The 19,507-nt window shown below is 61.8% G+C and carries 18 protein-coding genes; 11 read left to right on the top strand and 7 right to left on the bottom strand.

All coding sequences use genetic code 11. The features are described 5' to 3' along the window. Window positions 1-24: 24 nt before the first annotated feature. On the bottom strand, window positions 25-1,071 hold the full coding sequence (locus tag QLG12_RS19300) for a DUF6515 family protein (RefSeq protein WP_197870053.1): 1,047 nt from the start codon (window positions 1,069-1,071) through the stop codon (window positions 25-27). Window positions 1,072-1,526: 455 nt separating this feature from the next. Between QLG12_RS19300 and QLG12_RS19295 the strand changes: the two genes are divergently transcribed. Beyond that, window positions 1,527-2,006: an Lrp/AsnC family transcriptional regulator gene (locus QLG12_RS19295; RefSeq protein WP_007909658.1), complete on the top strand. Its 480-nt coding sequence runs from the start codon at window positions 1,527-1,529 to the stop codon at window positions 2,004-2,006. A gap of 106 nt (window positions 2,007-2,112) precedes the next feature. Further along, window positions 2,113-2,322: a DUF2788 domain-containing protein gene (locus QLG12_RS19290; protein WP_003228500.1), complete on the top strand. Its 210-nt coding sequence runs from the start codon at window positions 2,113-2,115 to the stop codon at window positions 2,320-2,322. Here QLG12_RS19290 and QLG12_RS19285 read toward each other — a convergent pair. The 4 genes from QLG12_RS19285 to QLG12_RS19270 all read right to left on the bottom strand — a co-directional run bounded on the left by QLG12_RS19285 (window position 2,317) and on the right by QLG12_RS19270 (window position 8,816). Then, window positions 2,317-2,952, bottom strand: coding sequence for a pseudouridine synthase (locus QLG12_RS19285; protein ID WP_232253878.1), 636 nt, complete (start codon window positions 2,950-2,952; stop codon window positions 2,317-2,319). The genes QLG12_RS19290 and QLG12_RS19285 overlap by 6 nt on opposite strands. 72 nt (window positions 2,953-3,024) lie before the next feature. Further along, entirely contained in the window at window positions 3,025-4,524 is a 1,500-nt protein-coding gene (gene amn / locus QLG12_RS19280; protein WP_162130486.1) for an AMP nucleosidase, read from the bottom strand. A 192-nt stretch (window positions 4,525-4,716) separates the two neighbouring features. After that, window positions 4,717-6,366 carry an acyl-CoA dehydrogenase family protein gene (locus tag QLG12_RS19275; RefSeq protein WP_282475082.1) on the bottom strand — a complete coding sequence of 550 codons (1,650 nt, stop codon included), beginning with the start codon at window positions 6,364-6,366 and terminating at the stop codon, window positions 4,717-4,719. Window positions 6,367-6,461: 95 nt separating this feature from the next. Further along, complete coding sequence (locus QLG12_RS19270; protein WP_282475081.1) at window positions 6,462-8,816, bottom strand: hybrid sensor histidine kinase/response regulator; 2,355 nt, start codon at window positions 8,814-8,816, stop codon at window positions 6,462-6,464. A 304-nt stretch (window positions 8,817-9,120) separates the two neighbouring features. Between QLG12_RS19270 and QLG12_RS19265 the strand changes: the two genes are divergently transcribed. The 4 genes from QLG12_RS19265 to QLG12_RS19250 all read left to right on the top strand — a co-directional run bounded on the left by QLG12_RS19265 (window position 9,121) and on the right by QLG12_RS19250 (window position 12,640). Continuing rightward, entirely contained in the window at window positions 9,121-9,918 is a 798-nt protein-coding gene (locus tag QLG12_RS19265; RefSeq protein WP_039771996.1) for a hydroxymethylpyrimidine/phosphomethylpyrimidine kinase, read from the top strand. 24 nt (window positions 9,919-9,942) lie between these two features. Further along, window positions 9,943-10,566, top strand: coding sequence for a thiamine phosphate synthase (gene thiE, locus QLG12_RS19260; RefSeq protein ID WP_064382166.1), 624 nt, complete (start codon window positions 9,943-9,945; stop codon window positions 10,564-10,566). A 10-nt stretch (window positions 10,567-10,576) separates the two neighbouring features. Further along, entirely contained in the window at window positions 10,577-11,860 is a 1,284-nt protein-coding gene (gene hemL / locus QLG12_RS19255) for a glutamate-1-semialdehyde 2,1-aminomutase (RefSeq protein ID WP_064599654.1), read from the top strand. Between the two features lie 225 nt (window positions 11,861-12,085). Continuing rightward, entirely contained in the window at window positions 12,086-12,640 is a 555-nt protein-coding gene (locus QLG12_RS19250; RefSeq protein ID WP_047296791.1) for a tetratricopeptide repeat protein, read from the top strand. An 83-nt stretch (window positions 12,641-12,723) separates the two neighbouring features. Here QLG12_RS19250 and QLG12_RS19245 read toward each other — a convergent pair whose 3' ends face one another. Then, on the bottom strand, window positions 12,724-13,053 hold the full coding sequence (locus QLG12_RS19245) for a DUF1820 family protein (RefSeq protein WP_027617776.1): 330 nt from the start codon (window positions 13,051-13,053) through the stop codon (window positions 12,724-12,726). A 132-nt stretch (window positions 13,054-13,185) separates the two neighbouring features. On the opposite strand from QLG12_RS19245, the gene miaB reads away from it, so the two are divergent. The 5 genes from miaB (at window position 13,186) to lnt (ending at window position 18,617) form a co-directional block, all read left to right on the top strand. Next, entirely contained in the window at window positions 13,186-14,514 is a 1,329-nt protein-coding gene (miaB, locus tag QLG12_RS19240; RefSeq protein ID WP_011336083.1) for a tRNA (N6-isopentenyl adenosine(37)-C2)-methylthiotransferase MiaB, read from the top strand. A gap of 228 nt (window positions 14,515-14,742) precedes the next feature. Continuing rightward, the gene (locus QLG12_RS19235; protein ID WP_011336084.1) at window positions 14,743-15,747 is read left to right on the top strand and encodes a PhoH family protein; all 1,005 of its coding nucleotides are present in this window, start codon (window positions 14,743-14,745) and stop codon (window positions 15,745-15,747) included. Then, window positions 15,740-16,234 (top strand): rRNA maturation RNase YbeY, encoded by a 495-nt coding sequence (gene ybeY / locus QLG12_RS19230; protein WP_282475080.1) that lies wholly within the window; start codon window positions 15,740-15,742, stop codon window positions 16,232-16,234. Before QLG12_RS19235 ends, ybeY begins: the two co-directional genes overlap by 8 nt. A 5-nt stretch (window positions 16,235-16,239) precedes the next feature. Further along, on the top strand, window positions 16,240-17,079 hold the full coding sequence (locus QLG12_RS19225; protein ID WP_007909641.1) for an HlyC/CorC family transporter: 840 nt from the start codon (window positions 16,240-16,242) through the stop codon (window positions 17,077-17,079). Window positions 17,080-17,093: 14 nt separating this feature from the next. Beyond that, window positions 17,094-18,617, top strand: a complete 1,524-nt coding sequence (gene lnt / locus QLG12_RS19220) for an apolipoprotein N-acyltransferase (protein ID WP_282475079.1) — start codon at window positions 17,094-17,096, stop codon at window positions 18,615-18,617. A gap of 35 nt (window positions 18,618-18,652) precedes the next feature. Here the strand turns inward: lnt and QLG12_RS19215 are convergent, their stop codons facing one another. Then, window positions 18,653-19,432, bottom strand: coding sequence for a YdcF family protein (locus tag QLG12_RS19215; protein WP_197870059.1), 780 nt, complete (start codon window positions 19,430-19,432; stop codon window positions 18,653-18,655). Window positions 19,433-19,507: the final 75 nt, after the last annotated feature.

Here is a 19,507-nt window from a genome sequence, read left to right as displayed (position 1 = left end):
CGAAACTTGCAGCTCACCGCTGCTTTATCTCACCTGATAACCGCGGCTGCTCAGGCAATTGCCCTGGGCCTGGCGGTAGGCCTGCACCACTTCGGGCGCCGGTTGATAAGTCGCGGTGCGCGGATTGAAGCCGCTCTGCTGCACCGCGTACTGATAGCACTCGTACCCGTCGCGCTGAACCTGTTCCGGTGACTGACCGTTGGCCGGATAGGCTTCCACGTCATAGCCGTTGCCGGTCGGCTGCGGTGGCTGCTGCACTGGCGGCTCGACCACGACGTAATCCTGGGTCGCTTCCTGATAGGCGTAGTACGAGCCTGCGGCGAGGAACAGCAGCGAACCGCCGATCCAAACCTCACGAGCGTAATCCGGCAGGTACTGGATGCGAATCCCGCGTGGCGGCTGAACCACGATGTAGCGCGGGCCTTGCGGGCGATACCAGTAGCCGCCGGAGTAGAAATAGTCCTGGCCGCGATACGGCACGCGGTATTCACGATCCGGGAAACGGTCGATCACATGGCCCGGCCGATACTGCGGGCCAGGGCCCCAGCCGTTGCCATGCCCGTCGGGGCGACCCGGCCAGCGGTTGTCGTTGGGACGGTTGCCGGTCTGCCAGTTCTGGTGATAACCATTTTGCGGACGCTCGTCGCGGTAGTAACCCTGACGCGGCTCCTGGGTCTGGCGCACGGTGTCGGGGCGCGGCTGGATCGGCAGATCATTGGCCGGCAGTTGCGGCGGCGGTGGCGGCTGGCGCACCGGGTTGGGGTTGTACGCCGGACGTGGCTGGTTCTGGTTCTGCCACTGGCCATTGTTCGGTTGGCCGTGGTTCTGCTGACCGTTGTGCTCGAACTGGCGGCTGTTGTCGCCACGGATGATGTCGTTGTTCTGCCGCTGCGGACTGTTCTGGCCGCGCTGCTGATCACCGCCGCCATGCCCCTGATTGTTGCCCTGATGCTCCGGCCCGCGTCCGCCGCCGTCGGGGCCGCGATTCTGCGGCTCATCCGCCAGCGCTTGCGCACCGATACTCACACACAGCAAACCAACACTGGCCAGACGCCAGATGCGCGACTTCATGAAATTCCTCACTGCGCACTAGCGCCTGAAATTAAGAGGGCTTGTAGCTAAGACCGGGGATGGACACACCGGGTTCTGCTACAGGTTATCAGTCACGTCATTTATTTATTGAGCGGGAGGGGCCAAATCGCGGGCAAGAAAAAAGGGAGACCCGTCGGCCTCCCTTCTAGAGAACTTCGTCCTGGCTCGACGCTTTTGACGTCGGCTCACCTCACGCCGTCTTCTGGACAGTGTGCAGCTCGGGGGCCGGCACAACCCCGGTGGGGGTGGCGGCCGCGGCGGGCCGGATTGGGCGGGCCGCAGTGGACTGTGTTACCGAGCAGTGATTCTGGTGATAAGAATAGGCCCGGAGCCGCGACAGATGATTGCGAAGATTGCTCAAATAAACATCACTTGCGCAATTTTTAACCCTGGATAGATAATCCGCCGCAATAGTTAAGACAAAGGACCGTTTGATGAGCAAACTCGACCGTTACGACCTGAGTATTTTGGCGGAATTGCAGCGCGACGCCCGCATCTCCAACCAGGAACTGGCCGAGCGCATCGGTCTGTCGCCCTCCCCGTGCTCGCGCCGGGTCAAGCAACTGGAGGACGACGGTTACATCTCCCGTCAGGTCGCCCTGCTCGATCGCAAGATGCTTGGCCTGAGCCTGACCGCCTACGTGCTGATCGGCATGGACCGGCACACGCCGGAACGTTTCGAGAACTTCGAAGCGGCGATCCGCACCTTGCCGCAGGTGCTGGAATGCAGCCTGGTGACCGGAGTCGATGCTGACTATCAGCTGAAAGTGGTGGTGCCGGACATGGATCACTATCAGAAGCTGCTGCTGGGGCATCTGACCCGGATCGAAGGCGTCACCAGCGTGCGCTCGAGTTTTGTGCTGAATCAGGTGCTCAACAGCACCGAACTGCCGCTGACTCATCTGCGTAGCTGAAATCGACGAATGACTGCGGCACACCGACGCAGGTCAATGCTGCGTCGTTCGCCGCTGGCGTATACTCCCGGCCGCCCTTTCAGCCGCGTAGCGCCGGAGATGCCCGATGGATCCAGCAGTATTTGAAGAGTGGATGATGACCGGTCTGGTCAGCATCCTGATCATTTTCATGGGTTTCATCGTCTGGGATCTGGCGAAGAAGTCCAAGGCCGGGCGCTTCGGCTCGTTCATTCTGTTCTTCGTGCTGGGCCTGGGCGTGGCGGCGTTCATCATCAAGAGCGTGGTGATCGGCCTGATCGAATCCGGCGCCTTATAAGCGCGCCGGCACTTCTTTCCACTGGCCTTGATCGAGCCCTTCGATCGACCAGTCACCAATCCTGACCCGCACCAGCCGCAACGTCGGCAGCCCCACCGCCGCCGTCATCCGCCGCACCTGGCGGTTGCGCCCTTCGCGAATCACCAGCTCCAGCCAAGTGGTCGGAATGGTTGCGCGAAAGCGTACCGGCGGATTGCGCGGCCACAGCTCCGGCTCATCCAGTTGCCGCGCTTGCGCGGGCAAAGTCATGCCGTCATTCAATTCGACACCGTCACGCAGACGCTGCAACTGCTCGGCCGTCGGCACGCCTTCGACCTGCACCCAATAGGTTTTCGCCAGTTTGTGCTTGGGGTCGGCGATCCGCGCCTGCAACTGACCGTCGTTGGTCAGCAGCAGCAAACCCTCGCTGTCGCGGTCCAGCCGCCCGGCCGGGTAAATACCCGGAATGTCGATGTAATCCTTGAGCGTCGCCCGCCCTTCGCCGTCGCTGAATTGCGTCAGCACATCGAACGGTTTATTGAACAGGATCAGCTTCGGCTCGGACGGTGGTGCCTTGGCGACACGACGCGGGGCTGAAGAGGATGGCTTCGCGCCGGGGCGGCGGGAAGGTGGGCGCGGTGGACGGGACATAAGAGAGAAGACATTTAGCGATCAGGGCTGACAATGCTAGTGCCCCGACCGCCAAATGACCACGACAAACCGTTAGCGGAACGGCGGCTCGTCGAAGCTGCGCAGTTTGCGCGAGTGCAGCGAGTTGAGTTCGGTGCGCAGCAGATCCACCGCTTCAATGCCGATCTTCAAGTGCTGGCTGACCGCGCGTTCGTAGAACGCGTTGGCCGAACCCGGCAGCTTGATTTCGCTGTGCAGCGGCTTGTCCGACACACACAACAACGTGCCGTACGGCACCCGCAAGCGATATCCCTGGGCGGCGATGGTGCCGCTTTCCATGTCCACCGCCACGGCCCGGGACAGGTTGATCAGCGGCCGTTCCTGAGCCCAGCGCAATTCCCAGTTACGGTCATCGTAGGTCAGCACAGTGCCGGTGCGCAGGCGCTTCTTCAGCTCTTCGCCTTTTTCGCCGGTGATGTTGGCCGCCGCTTGTTGCAGCGCCAGTTGCACTTCGGCCAGTGCCGGGATCGGAATGTTCGGCGGCACCACGCGGTCGAGAATCCCGTCGCGACGCATGTAAGCGTGGGCCAGCACGTAGTCGCCGATGGTCTGCGACTGACGCAGGCCGCCGCAGTGACCGATCATCAGCCAGCAATGCGGACGCAACACGGCCAGGTGGTCGGTGATGTTCTTGGCGTTGGACGGGCCGACGCCGATGTTGACCAGGGTCACGCCGTGGCCATCGCTGGCGATCAGGTGATAGGCCGGCATCTGATAGCGGTGCCACACCACACCGGCCGCAATCGCCGAGGCTTCGCCGTGATCCATGCCTTTTTCGATGATCACGTTGCCCGGCAACACCATGCGCACGAAACGCGGGTCGCGACGCAGTTGTTCCAGACCATGGACGATGAACTGGTCGACATAACGATGATAGTTGGTCAGCAGAATCCACGGCTGCACATGGCGCCAGTCGCTTCCGGTGTAATGCACCAGGCGGCGCAGCGAAAAATCGACGCGGGCCGCATCGAACAGCGCCAGCGGCAGCGGATCGGTATTTTCCCAGTCGTAGAGCCCGTCGGCGATGCCGTCGGTGGCGGCGGACAGGTCGGTACTCGGGAACACTCGCGCCAGCACGGCGGCGGTGACCCCGGAGCCGGCCAGTTCATCGCCCTGCTCGACCACGTACGGATAGGGAATGTTCTGCTCGCTGACCCCGACTTCGACGGTCACGGTGAAGTCATGCATCAGCGGCGTGAGCTGTTCCAGCAGGTATTTGCGAAACGCCGCCGGGTGGGTGACGGTCACGCTGTACGTGCCCGGCAACTGGACTTTGGCGTAGGCGCGGGTGGTCTGCGGGACTTCGCCCTGGCAGTGATAGGTCAGACGCAGTTCGGGATAACGGAACAGGGCACGTTGCTCGGCGTCGGGCTCGACGCGATCCTTGAGATAACGCTTGAGCGCCGAGTTCAGCGCCGTGGTGGCCCGCTCATGCAGCTCGGCGAGACGATCCACGGCCTGTTCGGCGGTTTGAACGACAATAAACGCTTCGGTCACGATCAGCTTCCTGTGTTCTGACTTGCAGAGCTTCATCTTGCCTGCATCGTGGCGTCACGGAAACAGTGGCGTTGTGGGTTCACCCTAATCTTTCAAACAATGAAGATCCCTGTGGGAGCGGGCTTGCCCGCGATAAGGCCATCACATTCAACATCAAAGTTGACTGACAGGCCGTCATCGCTGGCAAGCCAGCTCACACAGGGTTTTGTTATGTCCGGGCGATCTGGATCAGAAACCTTGCGGCGTCGAGCGGGCAACGATGGCTTCGACATCCAGCCTGCGCGGCAACGCGCCGTAGACCCGCCCGCCACCGCTCAGGCGACTGGCGATAAAAGCATCGCTGACCGCCGAATTCCCGGCTTCCAGCAGCAGCTTCGCTTGCAGTCCCAAAGCGATATCTTCGGTCAGTTGCCGAGCGCGGTACTGAATGTCACTGGTGTCCCTGAACTGCGCCTGCAATTGCTGAATGTGCGCGGCCAGTCGCTTGTCGCCATGACCGTCGCCCAACTCGCTGAACAACACATCGAGCACGCCCGGCTCTTTCGACAAGGCCCGCAACACGTCGAGGCATTGCACATTGCCGGAGCCTTCCCACGTCGAGTTCACCGGCGCCTCGCGGTACAAACGCGGCAGGATGCTGTCTTCGACATACCCGGCGCCGCCCATGCATTCGGCGGCTTCGTTGATCATCCCCGGCGCGCGTTTGCAGATCCAGTACTTGCCCACCGCTGTCACCAGTCGGGCGAACTGCGCTTCATGGCGGTCATCGAGATGATCCAGCGCCTTGCCCATGCGCAGGCTCAGCGCCAGCGCGGCTTCGCTTTCCAGCGCCAGATCGGCCAGCACGTTCTGCATCAGCGGTTGTTCACTGAGCAGTTTGCCACCGACCTTGCGATGGGCGCAGTGATGGCTGGCCTGGGTCAGTGCCTGACGCATCAGCGAGCTGGAGCCGACCATGCAATCGAAACGGGTCATGGCCACCATCTCGATGATGGTCGGCACCCCGCGTCCTTCCTCGCCGACCATCCACGCCAGCGCACCACGGAACTCCACTTCACTGGAGGCGTTGGACTGGTTGCCGAGCTTGTTTTTCAGGCGCTGGATGTAGAACTGGTTGCGCGTGTCGTCCGGGCGATGGCGCGGCAGCAGGAAACAGCTCAGGCCCTTATCGGTCTGTGCCAGCGTCAGGAACGCATCGCACATCGGCGCCGAACAGAACCACTTGTGCCCCACCAGTTCATAAGCCTGGCCCGGGCCGCTGGCGCCGACCGGATAGGCCTTGGTGGTGTTGGCGCGCACGTCGGTGCCGCCCTGTTTCTCGGTCATCGCCATGCCGATGGTGACGCCAGCCTTGTGGGCCATGCCGACATTGCGCGGGTCGTATTCGGTGGCGAGGATTTTCGGCAGCCATTGCTCAGCCAGATTCGGCTGCAAACGCATCGCCGGCACACTGGCGAAGGTCATGGTCAACGGGCAACCACTGCCGGCCTCGGCCTGACTGTGCAGATAGCTCATGGAAGCGCGGGCGACATGGGCGCCGTCCTGTGGATGAGCCCAAGGCAACGACGTCAGGCCATGTTCAATGGCGGTGCGCATCAGCTCGTGATACGCCGGGTGAAACTCCACCAGGTCGATGCGATGACCGTAGCGGTCATGGCTGGCGAACACCGGTTTGTTTTGATTGGCGAGGAACCCAGCCTCCATCAGCGGCCCGCCGGCCAGCGCGCCGTAAGCGTCGATCCGCGACTCGGCCCAGCCGGCGCCGAACCGCCGCGACCACTCCTGCAACGGCAGGTCGATGCGGTAGAGGTTGGTGCCGTCCAGCGACGGTGGCTGGTTGGTGACTTCGTGGGTTTCGGCGAACTGATGCAGGTTCATGACGGGGCTCCTTGATCGGCCAGAGCTTCAGTTAAGCACCGCCCCGGAACCGATCAAAGTGTCATATCGGCCTAATTGCCGGCGCTTTCACCCTGTCAGCAACTCAACACCCGTCGCTGCATCGCCACCTGCAGATCCTCGAATTTCACCGGTTTACTCAGATAGTCGATCGAGCCACCCGACGCGCAATGCTCCCGATCCGCCCCCAGCGCGATCATGAACACCGGCAGATGGGCGCATCCCGGCAGGTCACGAATCTGGCAACACAGCGATGCCCCGTCCAGCGGCGGCAACTGGCAATCGATCAGCACCGCATCGAAGCGCTCGCGCTCGCGCTGCAAACAGTCGAGCGCCGCCGCGCCGTGGTCGGCGGTGCGCACGCGGAAACCGAGCTTGAGCAACATGCCGCGCATCACCAATTGGTTGACGCTGTTGTCGTCCACCAGCAGTACGGTGCAATCCTGCGGCGCGCGCACGGTGTCGCGGCTGAACGCGGGCACGGCTTCCACTTCCGGCAGCTCAAACTCGACATCCAGTTGAAAGCGGCTGCCACTCCCCGGTTCGGAGCGGTGTGTAAGCTTGCCACCGAGCAACTCCACCAATTGACGGCAGATCGCCAGACCGACGCCCAACCCACCGTATTCGCGGGTCATCGAACCGTCGAGCTGGAAGAACCGCTGATACAGCGTGGCCTCGCCCAGATCGGTAAAACCGATGCCGGTGTCAATCACCGCGAAGGACAGCGCCAGCCGATTGTCCGTGGACGGTTTGCCGGTGACCCGCAACGCGAGGCCGCCGACGCGGGTGAACTTGATCGCGTTGTCCAGCAGGCACTCCAGGCATTGCGCGAGTTTGGCGCTGTCGCCATGCAGGCGATCCGGCAGGGTCGGCAGCACGTCGACCTTGAAGTCCAGCGACTTGCTCGAAGCGTTGCCATCGAACTGAATCCGCAACGCCTCGACCACCCCGCGCAGGCTGAAACTGCCCGGCGTCGCCTTAAGCTTGCCGGCCTGCAATTCGGTCAGGGTCAGGATGCCGTTGACCATGCGCATCATGTCCCGCGCCGAACCGGCGGCGGTCTGCTGGTATTGCTCCAGTTCCGGATCGAGTTCAACGGTCTGCATCAACTCCAGCGAGCCGATCACGCCATTCATCGGCGTGCGCAGTTCGTGAGTGAGAGTCGCGAGGAATTCGTCCTTGAGCTTGTTGCTGTGGGCCAGTTGCTGGTTCAGCACTTCAAGTTTCTGGCCGGCATCGAACAGGGTCTGCGCCTGTTGTTCGCGCATGGCGTTGATGCGGTCGGCCAGCGCCAGCGACAGCAGTGCCACTTCGATGGCCGAACCGATCTGGCTGGCGTACATGGTCAGGAACACATTCGGCAGCAGGCCCAACACCATCATGGTGTTGACGATGCCGCCGATCAGGAACGCCGACCAGGCAATGATGAAATAACGCGCCACCCGCAGGCCGCGCCACCAGGCCAGGATTCCGGCGGCGAAGATCACTACGGTGAAGGTCAGAGCCAGGGTCGTCGCCAAACGCAGGGCCAGACCATAACTGGTCATCAACGACAGGCCGATTACCACCGCGCCAAAAACGATCAGGGCGATCAGCAGGCGATCGAGCCAGCGGCTGTGGTTCCTGGTCTGCAGGAAACTGCGGGCGAACTGGCTGCCGAACAGCCCCGCGCAACCGATGAAAAATGGCGTGGCGGCGTTGGCCCACCATGGGTTGTCCGGCCAGAAATACTCGACCGCCGCGCCATTGACCGACAGCTGATAAAGGCCGAACGAGGCGATATAGAAGATGTAATAGAGGTAACTGGTGTCGCGCACGCTGAGGTAGATGAACAGGTTGTAAACCAGCATCCCCAGCAGCACGCCATAAATGATCCCCAGCACGTACAGGCGCACCGGCTGGTCTTCGAGGTACGCGGTGCTCGACCACAACGTCACCGGCGCCTGGATCGAGCCCTCGCTGGACAACCGCAGATAAACAGTTCGCTGCTGATCCGGCTTGAACGCCAGGTCGAACAGGTAATTGTTCTGGCGGATTTCGCGACTGGCGAACGGCAAGGCGTCCCCGGTCTGCCGCACCAGACGATAGTCACCGGCCGCATCGCGCAGATACAGGTCGAGATGATCGAGCGGCGGATACGCCAGTTCCAGCAACCAGCTGCGCTGCGCCGACGGGTTGGTCGGGCGGTAATGCAGGTCGATCTTCAGCCAGAACGCCGAGCGCGAATAACCGGCATTGAGCGTGGCTTTATCGTGAGGTTTGAAGTTTCCGGCGGCGGCTTGCGCGCGGACGTCGGCAATGCTCGCCTGACCACTCGGGTCTTCGAACACTTGCAGGGATCGACCCAGCGGGAGGCTCTGGGTGAACTCGTCGAATTCGACGGCGTTTGCCAGGAGGGGCAAACAGAACAACATCATCAACAAATAGCGCATTGAAGCCCCAGCGTGGCTTGGCCGGTTGTGTCAGGAAGCCCCCCATTCCCTTTGAGATGACGTAAAACCGGTATTACCTGTTATTGGTTTGGATCCACTCTAGCATAGCCGTTGATGGCCATTGAGCACCATGGAAATTTTTCCTACAAAGGCTCTAGAACGGGCGTTCCAGAGCAGAGCACCGGACTAGAGCTGTTGACTCGGTCAGATTGTGACAAACGATGCCGTTTCCCGTACCCATGTCATCGGCCGCGCGCTGCGCCACAACACCCGAAAAACAGGTTTGGTGGTAAGCTCGCGCACCATGAATATCTACAGCTCACGCCCCGTTGTCCTCTGTCTCTCCGGCCACGACCCCAGTGGTGGCGCCGGCTTGCAGGCAGATATCGAAGCCCTGCTCGCTCAGGGTTGCCATGCGGCTCCGGCCGTCACCGCCCTGACCGTGCAAGACACCGTCAACGTCACTGACTTTCGCGTCCTCGACCGTGAGTGGGTACTGGCCCAGGCCAATGCCGTGCTCAACGATTCGGAAGTCGCGGCAGTGAAACTGGGCATGCTCGGTTCCCTGGAAATGGTCGACACCGTCGTCGAACTGCTTCAGGCGCACCCGCACTTGCCAGTAGTCTGCGACCCGGTGCTGCGTGCCGGCGGCGGCGGACGCCTGGGCAAGGACGAAGTCGGCTACGCCATGCGCGAACGCCTGCTGCCGCTGTCGATCATCGCCACCCCCAACCTTCCCGAAGCCCGGATCCTTGCCGAACTGCCGGAAGGCACCGCTGACGAGTGCGCTGAAAAACTCCTGCCGTTCATCAAGAACCTGCTGATCACTGGCGGTCACGGCGACGAAACCGAAATCCACAATCGCCTGTACAGCCGCGACGGCCTGCGCGAAACCTTCAAGTGCCAGCGCTTGCCGGGCAGCTATCACGGCTCCGGCTGCACGTTGGCCAGTACCCTCGCCGGCCGCCTGGCACTGGGCGAAAACCTCGCCAGCGCGGTGCGTACCGCGCTGGATTACACCTGGCGCACCCTGCGCGATGCCGAACAGCTGGGCAAAGGCCAGTTCGTGCCGCGTCGCCTGCCGCTGGATTTCTGTTCCTGATGTTTCGAGCTTGAGGTCTGCGCGATGAAACTACGTGGCCTGTATGCCATCACCGACAGCCAGTTGCTGGCCGGCAAGTTTCTGTCCTACGTGGAGGCGGCGCTGGAAGGCGGCGTCACCCTGCTGCAATACCGTGACAAGAGCAGCGACGAAGCCCGCCGTCTGCGTGAGGCCGAAGCCCTGCGCGATCTGTGCGAACGCTACAAGACGCAACTGATCATCAACGATGACGCCGAACTGGCCGCACGCCTGAACGTCGGCGTGCACCTTGGCCAGACCGACGGCCCGCTGTCGCCGACCCGCGCCCTGCTCGGTTCGAAAGCAATTATCGGATCGACCTGCCACGCACAGCTTGAACTGGCCGAACAGGCCGCCAAAGAAGGCGCGAGTTATGTCGCCTTCGGTCGCTTCTTCAATTCCAATACCAAACCCGGTGCACCGAGTTGCAGCCTCGATCTGCTCGACGACGCCAAGCGCACCCTGCACCTGCCGATCTGCGCGATCGGCGGCATCACCCTCGACAACGCCGCGCCGCTGGTGGCCCACGGTGTCGATCTGCTGGCCGTGGTCCATGGCCTGTTCGGCGCCGACAGCAGCGCCGAAGTAACCCGCCGCGCCCGCGCCTTCAATGAATTACTAAAAGTCTGAGAGCCCGATCATGTCTCGTTCCGAAACTCTGTTTGCCAACGCCCAGAAACACATTCCCGGTGGCGTGAACTCGCCGGTGCGCGCGTTCAAGAGCGTTGGCGGCACGCCGCTGTTCTTCAAGCACGCCGAAGGCGCCTACGTCACTGACGAAGACGACAAGCGTTATGTGGATTACGTGGGCTCCTGGGGGCCGATGATCCTCGGCCACAGCCACCCGGACGTGCTGGATGCGGTGCGCAACCAGTTGCAACACGGCCTGTCCTACGGCGCGCCGACCGCGATGGAGACCGAGATGGCCGACCTGGTCTGCTCGCTGGTGCCGTCGATGGAGATGGTGCGCATGGTCAGCTCCGGCACCGAAGCGACCATGAGCGCGATCCGTCTGGCCCGTGGTTTCACCGGCCGCGACAGCATCATCAAGTTCGAAGGCTGCTACCACGGTCACTCCGACAGCCTGCTGGTCAAGGCCGGTTCCGGTGCACTGACCCAGGGCGTACCAAGCTCTGCCGGCGTACCCGCAGCGTTCGCCAAACACACCCTGACCCTGCCGTTCAACGACATCGACGCGGTTGAAAAAATGCTCGCCGAAGTCGGCCAGGACGTCGCCTGCATCATCGTCGAGCCCGTGGCCGGCAACATGAATTGCGTACCGCCGGCGCCGGGTTTCCTCGAAGGCCTGCGCAGCCTGTGCGACAAGCACGGCGTGGTGCTGATTTTCGACGAAGTGATGACCGGTTTCCGCGTCGCCCTCGGCGGCGCCCAGGCTTACTACGGCGTCACCCCGGACCTGACCACCTTCGGCAAGATCATCGGCGGCGGCATGCCGGTCGGCTGCTTCGGCGGCAAGCGCTCGATCATGGAGCGCATCGCACCGCTGGGCCCGGTCTATCAAGCAGGCACTCTGTCGGGTAACCCGCTGGCGATGGCTGCCGGCCTGACCACCCTGCGCCTGATCAGCCGTCCGGGTTTCCACGCCGAGCTGACCGACTACACCACGCGCCTGCTCGACGGCCTGCAACAGCGCGCCGATGCCGCCGGCATTCCGTTCGTGACCACCCAGGCGGGCGGCATGTTCGGTCTGTACTTCAGCGGTGCCGACGACATTGTGACGTTTGAAGACGTGATGGCCAGCGATGCGGCGCTGTTCGGTCGTTTCTTCCACCTGATGCTCGAAGGTGGCGTGTACCTCGCACCGAGCGCCTTCGAAGCCGGTTTCACCTCGATCGCCCACGGCGAAGCCGAGTTGAAACTGACCCTCGACGCCGCTGAGCGCGCGTTCGCCAAACTGAAGTAATGGCTTGATCGCTGACGTTGGCCATTGCCAGCGTCAGCTTTCACCTACATTCCAGCGTTTTCTCCGACGCTTCTGCCAAAAACCTCCCGCAAACCGGGTGATATATTCCCCACACAGCAGAAAATCGAGTAAAGACTTTGTAAGGATGGCCCTGCTTATTTCATAATGCGCGCTTATTGGATCCCTCGACGGGTCCGCGCGCCCTTCAGAGGTAAGTCGATTCCCATGAACCGCACCGGCCGCACCCTTGCCTTGGGCTGCCTGTTGCTCCTTCAGCCGCTGCTCGCACATGCACAAGCAGGCGGCAACTCGTTGTTGATCCCGGCGATGGGTCGCTGCACCCTCAATACTCAGCCGCAAGATGTCACGCAGGCCCTCGCCGCCTGCCAAAAGGCAGCGGATGAGGGGGATGCGCAAGCGCAATACGAGTTGGGTGAGTTCTACTACGACGGCAAGAACGCGCCGCGCGACCTCAATCAAGCCTTGAGCTATTTCGAAAAGGCCTCGCTGCAAGGCCATGCCCAGGCGCAATTCAAGCTCGGCACCATGTTCTTCCACGGCGAAGGCGTGCAGGCCAACAACATTCAGGCCTACATCGTGCTGAAGATGGCGGCGGTCAACGGCGCCGAAGACGCGCTCGACACCGCCGACGAAGTGTCCGAAAAGATGTCCCGCGAAGACCTGGAAACCGCGACCCAGGTGCTCGGGCAAATTTTCCGTAAATACCTGATGGAATTGCAGAACGCCGACGGGCGTACGCCGTTTTCGCCCCTTCCCTGATTAACGATAGTCACCGACGCGGACCGTTGCAGGCGGCATTCCCACGCAGAGCATGGGAACGATCTCTTCCATAAAACCCGGTTTTACTTCTCGGGCATCGGCATCGGAAACGGCATCACGTTACCAACGCCGCCACGGGCTTCGCTGATCTTCGGCGTCCCCAGACGCTCCACTTCATCGATGCGCACGATCGAATGCATCGGCACAAAGCTGCGCACCACACCTTCAAACTGCGCCTTGAGCTTTTCTTCGCTCGGGTCGACGACCACTTGCGTGCGCTCGCCAAAGACGAACTCTTCCACTTCCAGGAAGCCCCACAGATCACTTTGATAGATCTGCTTGGCGTACATTTCGAACACCTGGCCCTGGTTGAGGAAAATCACCTTGTAGATTGGAGCTTCGCGTTTGGTCATGGCGGGCGGACGACATCGGGGTAAAAATGAGGGCGCGAACTATAGCATAGCCACCGGACGCACAGCGGTAGGAACCTGAGGACATGTTCCCTATAATGCGCGGTTCTTTGAACCACGTGACGACCCTATTCCATGGCCAAGAAGCTTTACATTGAAACCCACGGTTGCCAGATGAACGAGTACGACAGCTCGCGCATGGTCGATCTGCTGGGCGAACACCAGGCCCTGGAAGTCACGGCGCGCGCCGAAGATGCCGACGTGATCCTGCTCAACACCTGCTCGATCCGCGAACGCGCCCAGGACCGGGTGTATTCCCAGCTCGGCCGCTGGCGCGAACTGAAACTGGCCAACCCGGACATGGTGATCGCCGTCGGCGGTTGCGTGGCCAGCCAGGAAGGTGCGGCGATCCGTGATCGCGCCCCGTACGTCGACGTGGTGTTCGGCCCGCAGACCCTGCACCGCCTGCCGGAAATGATCGACGCCGCGCGCATCAGCAAGCTGCCGCAAGTCGACGTGTCGTTCCCGGAAATCGAAAAATTTGACCACCTGCCCGAGCCGCGTATCGACGGCCCCAGCGCCTACGTGTCGGTGATGGAAGGCTGCAGCAAGTACTGCACGTTCTGCGTGGTGCCTTACACCCGTGGCGAAGAAGTCAGCCGACCGTTCGACGACGTGATCGCCGAGATCATCCACCTGGCCGAAAACGGTGTGCGTGAAGTGACCCTGCTGGGCCAGAACGTGAACGGTTATCGCGGTCTGACCCACGACGGTCGCCTGGCGGATCTGGCGGAACTGATCCGTGTGGTCGCGGCGGTCGACGGCATCGACCGCATCCGCTACACCACCTCGCACCCGCTGGAATTTTCCGACAGCCTGATCCAGGCCCACGCCGAAGTACCGGAACTGGTCAAGCACCTGCACTTGCCGGTGCAGTCGGGTTCGGACCGGATTCTGGCGGCGATGAAACGCAACCACACGGCGCTGGAGTACAAATCCAAGCTGCGCAAACTGCGCGCCGCCGTGCCGGGTATCTGCATCAGTTCGGACTTCATCGTCGGTTTCCCGGGGGAAACCGAGAAAGATTTCGAACAGACCATGAAGCTGATTGCCGACGTCGGTTTCGACTTTTCCTACTCGTTCGTCTACAGCCAGCGCCCGGGCACCCCGGCCGCCGATCTCGCCGACGACACCCCGGAAGAACTGAAGAAAGAGCGACTGAACGCCTTGCAGCACCGTTTGAACCAGCAAGGGTTCGAGATCAGCCGACAAATGGTCGGTTCGGTCCAGCGGATTCTGGTGACCGATTATTCGAAAAAAGACCCGGGCGAGCTGCAAGGGCGCACCGAGAATAACCGTATCGTCAACTTCCGCTGCGATAATCCGACGCTGATCGGCCAGTTCGCCGACGTCCACATCGACGCGGCGCAACCGCACTCGCTGCGCGGCTCGCTGATCCAGTAACAAATATCAGAAACACTGAGAATTCTGTGGGAGCTGGCTTGCCAGCGATAGCGGTACGACAGGCGACATATTGGTCGGGGCTGATGGCCTCATCGCTGGCAAGCCAGCTCCCACAGTGGCCTGCATTGTTCTTGAGAACAGGCTCATCCATTTAAGAGCTTTCGCACCCACGCCGCTGGCGTTATCCTTCAATTCATCCCAATTGCCCCAGGGCGGCTAAATACGACCTTGAACGCACCCATCGAACCACATCGTTTCATCCTCGAGCCCTTTGAGGCTCGCCGCTTCGCCAATCTGTGCGGGCAGTTCGACGAGCACTTGCGGCTGATCGAACAGCGCCTGGCCATCGAGATCCGCAACCGCGGCAATCAGTTCGAGCTGATCGGCGAACCCAAGCACACCACTTCCGCGGAAAACCTGATTCGCCGCCTGTACCGGGAAACCAAGGGTTCAGAGCTGTCGCCGGATACGGTTCACCTGTTCCTCCAGGAGTCGGCCGTCGAGCAACTGGACAACCACGCCCCCGCCGAAGCCTCCGTCGCCCTGCGCACCAAGAAAGGCATGATTCGCCCACGCGGCTTGAATCAACTGCGCTACGTGAAGGAAATCCTCGGCAACGACATCAACTTCGGCATCGGCCCGGCCGGTACCGGCAAGACCTACCTGGCTGTCGCCTGCGCCGTCGATGCGCTGGAGCGCGAGCAGATTCGGCGCATCCTGCTGGTTCGTCCGGCGGTCGAAGCGGGTGAAAAACTCGGCTTCCTGCCCGGCGACCTGTCGCAGAAGATCGACCCGTACCTGCGCCCGCTCTACGACGCGCTCTACGAAATGCTCGGTTTCGAATACGTGGCCAAGCTGATCGAGCGTCAGGTGATCGAAGTCGCGCCGCTGGCCTACATGCGCGGTCGTACGCTGAACAACAGCTTCATCATTCTCGACGAGAGCCAGAACACCACCGTCGAGCAGATGAAGATGTTCCTGACCCGGATCGGTTTCGGCTCTACGGCCGTGATCACCGGCGACATCACCCAGGTCGACCTGCCACGCGGCACCAAGTCCGGACTTCATCACGTCATCGAAGTCCTGAAAGATGTGCCGGGCATCAGCTTCACCCACTTCCAGCCCAAAGACGTGGTGCGCCATCCATTGGTGCAACGCATCGTCGAAGCTTACGAGCGCTTCGAGACGCGTTTGGCCGATGAAGCGCCAAAGGATACTCGCCACGATGCTTGAGCTTGACCTGCAAATCGCGACCGAAGCGCCTGCGCCGACCGAAGCCGAGTTCCGCCAATGGTGCGAACTGGCCCTGCGCCAGCGCACCGCCGACTCGGAAATGACCATTCGTCTGGTCGACGAAGAAGAAGGCCGCGAACTGAATCACACCTGGCGGCACAAGGATTACCCGACCAACGTCCTGTCCTTTCCCGCCGAAGTGCCCGACGAGTTCCTAGACATCCCGTTGCTGGGAGATCTGGTGATCTGCGTGGCCGTGGTTGAGCGCGAAGCCGCCGAACAGGGCAAGGAACTAAAGGCCCACTGGGCACATCTGGTCATTCACGGCTGCTTGCATCTGCTTGGTTACGACCATATAGATGACGAGGAAGCCGAGGAAATGGAAGCACTGGAACGCGAGTTGCTTGCCGAATTGGGTTATCCCGATCCGTACGCGGACGACGAAACCGAAACATCCCCTACTGTTACAACAAAGGATTCAGAGTAATCGCTATGAGCGAAGATCGATCGAGCAACGGGCAAAAGTCATGGCTGGGTAAACTGACCCAGGCTTTTGCCCACGAGCCGAAAAACCGCCAGGAGCTGCTTGAGCTGCTGCGCGATGCACATCAGAACAAACTGCTGGACAGCGAAGCGCTGGCCATCGTCGAAGGCGCCATCCAGGTGGCTGACCTGCAGGTTCGCGACATCATGGTGCCGCGCTCGCAGATGATCAGCATCAAGGCGACCCAGACACCCCGCGAATTCCTCCCTGCCGTCGTCGACTCGGCCCACTCGCGCTACCCGGTCATCGGCGAAAGCCATGACGACGTGATGGGCGTGCTGCTGGCCAAGGATCTGTTGCCGCTGATCCTCAAGGAGAACGGCGACAGCTTCAACATCAAGGACCTGCTGCGCCCGGCCACGTTCGTGCCGGAGTCCAAGCGTCTGAACGTGTTGCTGCGTGAATTCCGCGCCAACCACAACCACATGGCCATCGTCATCGACGAATACGGTGGCGTGGCCGGTCTGGTGACTATCGAAGACGTGCTCGAGCAGATCGTCGGCGACATCGAAGACGAGCACGACGTCGAAGAAGACAGCTACATAAAGCCGCTGCCCAGCGGTGATTTCCTGATCAAGGCCCTGACGCCGATCGAGAACTTCAACGAGTTCTTCGACAGCGAATTCTCCGACGACGAGTTCGACACCGTCGGCGGGCTGGTGATGAGCGCGTTCGGGCACTTGCCAAAACGCAACGAAATCACTGAAATCGGCGCCTATCGTTTCCGCATCCTGAACGCCGACAGCCGTCGGATTCACTTGCTGCGACTCACGCCAATCGCCCGGTAAATTTAAGGACTGAAATGCGCTGGACAACCCGCCCCGGCTGGCCCGGTAATCTGCTGGCCGTGGCGGCCGGTGCAATCACCACCTTCGCGCTGGCACCGTTCGATCTCTGGCCGCTGGCGTTACTGGCAGTCGGCCTGTTCTATGCAGGCCTGCGCGAGCTGAGCCCGCGCCAGGCGCTGGGCCGTGGCTGGTGCTTCGGCTTCGGCCTGTTCGGCGCCGGCACCAGCTGGATCTATTACAGCATCCACCATTTCGGCGGCGCTTCGGTGCTGCTGGCCGGTTTCCTGATGCTGATCTTCACGGCGGCGATTGCCTGGTTCTTCGCCCTGCCCGCCTGGCTGTGGGCACGCTGGTTGCGGCGTAACGAAGCGCCGGTGGCGGACGCACTGGCGTTTGCGGCGCTGTGGGTCGGCCAGGAAGCTTTCCGTGGCTGGTTCCTCACCGGTTTCCCGTGGCTGTATTCCGGGTACAGCCAGCTTGACGGCCCGCTGGCCGGACTCGCGCCAGTGGGCGGGATGTGGCTGGTGTCGTTCGTTCTCGCGCTGACCGCTGCACTGATCTACAACGCACCGCGCGTTCTGCAAACCCGTCGCAAAGCCTTTATCGCCGCCGGCCTGATCCTGCTGATCGGGCCATGGGCGGCAGGCATTGCGCTCAAGGACCATGCCTGGACCAGCCCGGCCGGCGCGCCTCTCACCGTTGCCGCCATCCAGGGCAACGTCGCGCAAAGCATGAAATGGGACCCGGCCGAGCTCAACGCGCAGCTGGCGCTGTACCGCGACCTGAGTTTCCGCTCCAAACCGGTCGACCTGTTGATCTGGCCTGAAACCGCCGTGCCGGTGCTCAAGGAGTCCGCAGAGGGCTACCTGACCATGATGGGCAACTTCGCCGCCGAGCGTAAATCGGCGCTGATCACCGGTGTGCCGATCCGAGAAACGGTCCGTCACGAAAAACGCTTCTTCAACGGCATCACTGTGGTCGGCGAAGGCGATGGCACTTATCTCAAACAGAAGCTGGTGCCGTTCGGCGAGTACGTACCATTGCAGGACATCCTGCGCGGGCTGATCGCATTCTTCGACCTGCCGATGTCCGACTTCGCCCGTGGCCCTTCCGATCAGGCGCTATTACAGGCCAAGGGGTATCAGATCGCGCCATTCATCTGCTACGAAGTGGTTTATCCGGAATTCGCCGCTGGCCTGGCGGCACGCAGCGATCTGCTGCTGACGATCAGCAACGACACCTGGTTCGGTACCTCCATCGGCCCCCTGCAACACCTGCAAATGGCGCAGATGCGTGCACTTGAAGCCGGGCGCTGGATGATTCGCGCGACCAACAACGGCGTGACCGGGCTGATCAACCCGTTCGGGCAGATCACCGAGCGCATCCCGCAGTTCGAACAGGGCGTGCTGTACGGCGAAGTGGTGCCGATGCACAACCTGACGCCGTATCTGCAATGGCGCTCGTGGCCGCTGATCACCCTGTGCGTGGTGCTGTTCGGCTGGGCGCTGATGACCAACCGGATATCCAAGACCCTCTGAAAACCCGATCACTCCCGCGTTCTGCGCGGGAGTGATCAATCGGCGCTGTCACCCCCTCGGTAGAACAGCGAATAGCCAATCTGCCCCACCGCCTCGTTCATCAACTGCCCGCTCTGCCAGATCGACTTGAATTCCGGCAGCCAGCCGCCAAACGGTCGCGCATTGTCCGTGCCGAGGAAACCGACCGGCGCCGGCACGACTTCGAACCCGGCCTGTTGATAGCTCCACACCGCACGCGGCATGTGCCAGGCCTGAGTCACCAGCACGATGCGTTTTACGCCTTCCGGCAACAGTATCCTGGCGCTGAAGGCAGCATTCTCCCACGTGGTGCGGCTCTCCCCTTCCTGCCAGCGCACCGTCACACCGAAGTCATCGCGCAACGAATCGGCCATCAGTTTGGCTTCGGTCGGCGGCGTACCGTAATGCAGGCCACCGCTGGTCAGAATCGGCAACCCCGACGCCTTGGCCAGTCGCGCCGCGTAACGCTGCCGTTCAAGCCCGACACCGGTCGGTTGATCTTCGCCCCAGGCCAGATCGCCGCGCTCGCGACCGGAGCCCAGCACCACAATCGCATCGGCGCGTTGCGCCAGGCTTGTCCATGCTTCCCGGGCCAGCGGCGGCTCGCGCTCCAGGGCCTTGGCACCCCATTGCACGACCACCGGCAGACTCATCAGCAGGAAGCCGCCAAAACCCAGGGCAAAGCACAGCCCGGCCAGTCGCGGCCGCGAACGTCGTAGCCACCAGGCGACGAGCAGCAGCAACAAGAGAACGCCTGGCGGCAACAGAAGTTGTTTAACGAAATAACGAAAAGGCATCGAGCATCTCCAGAGATGCCCGAAGCCTAAGTGGGTTGATACACCGCGACAACCAGTAGGGTCGGATCCCGTTGA

The sequence above is a fragment of the Pseudomonas sp. V88_4 genome (genome assembly GCF_029967985.1).
GTDB lineage: Bacteria > Pseudomonadota > Gammaproteobacteria > Pseudomonadales > Pseudomonadaceae > Aquipseudomonas > Aquipseudomonas glycinae.
Note: the sequence above shows the minus strand (reverse complement) of the source record. Positions and strands in the feature narration are given on the sequence as shown.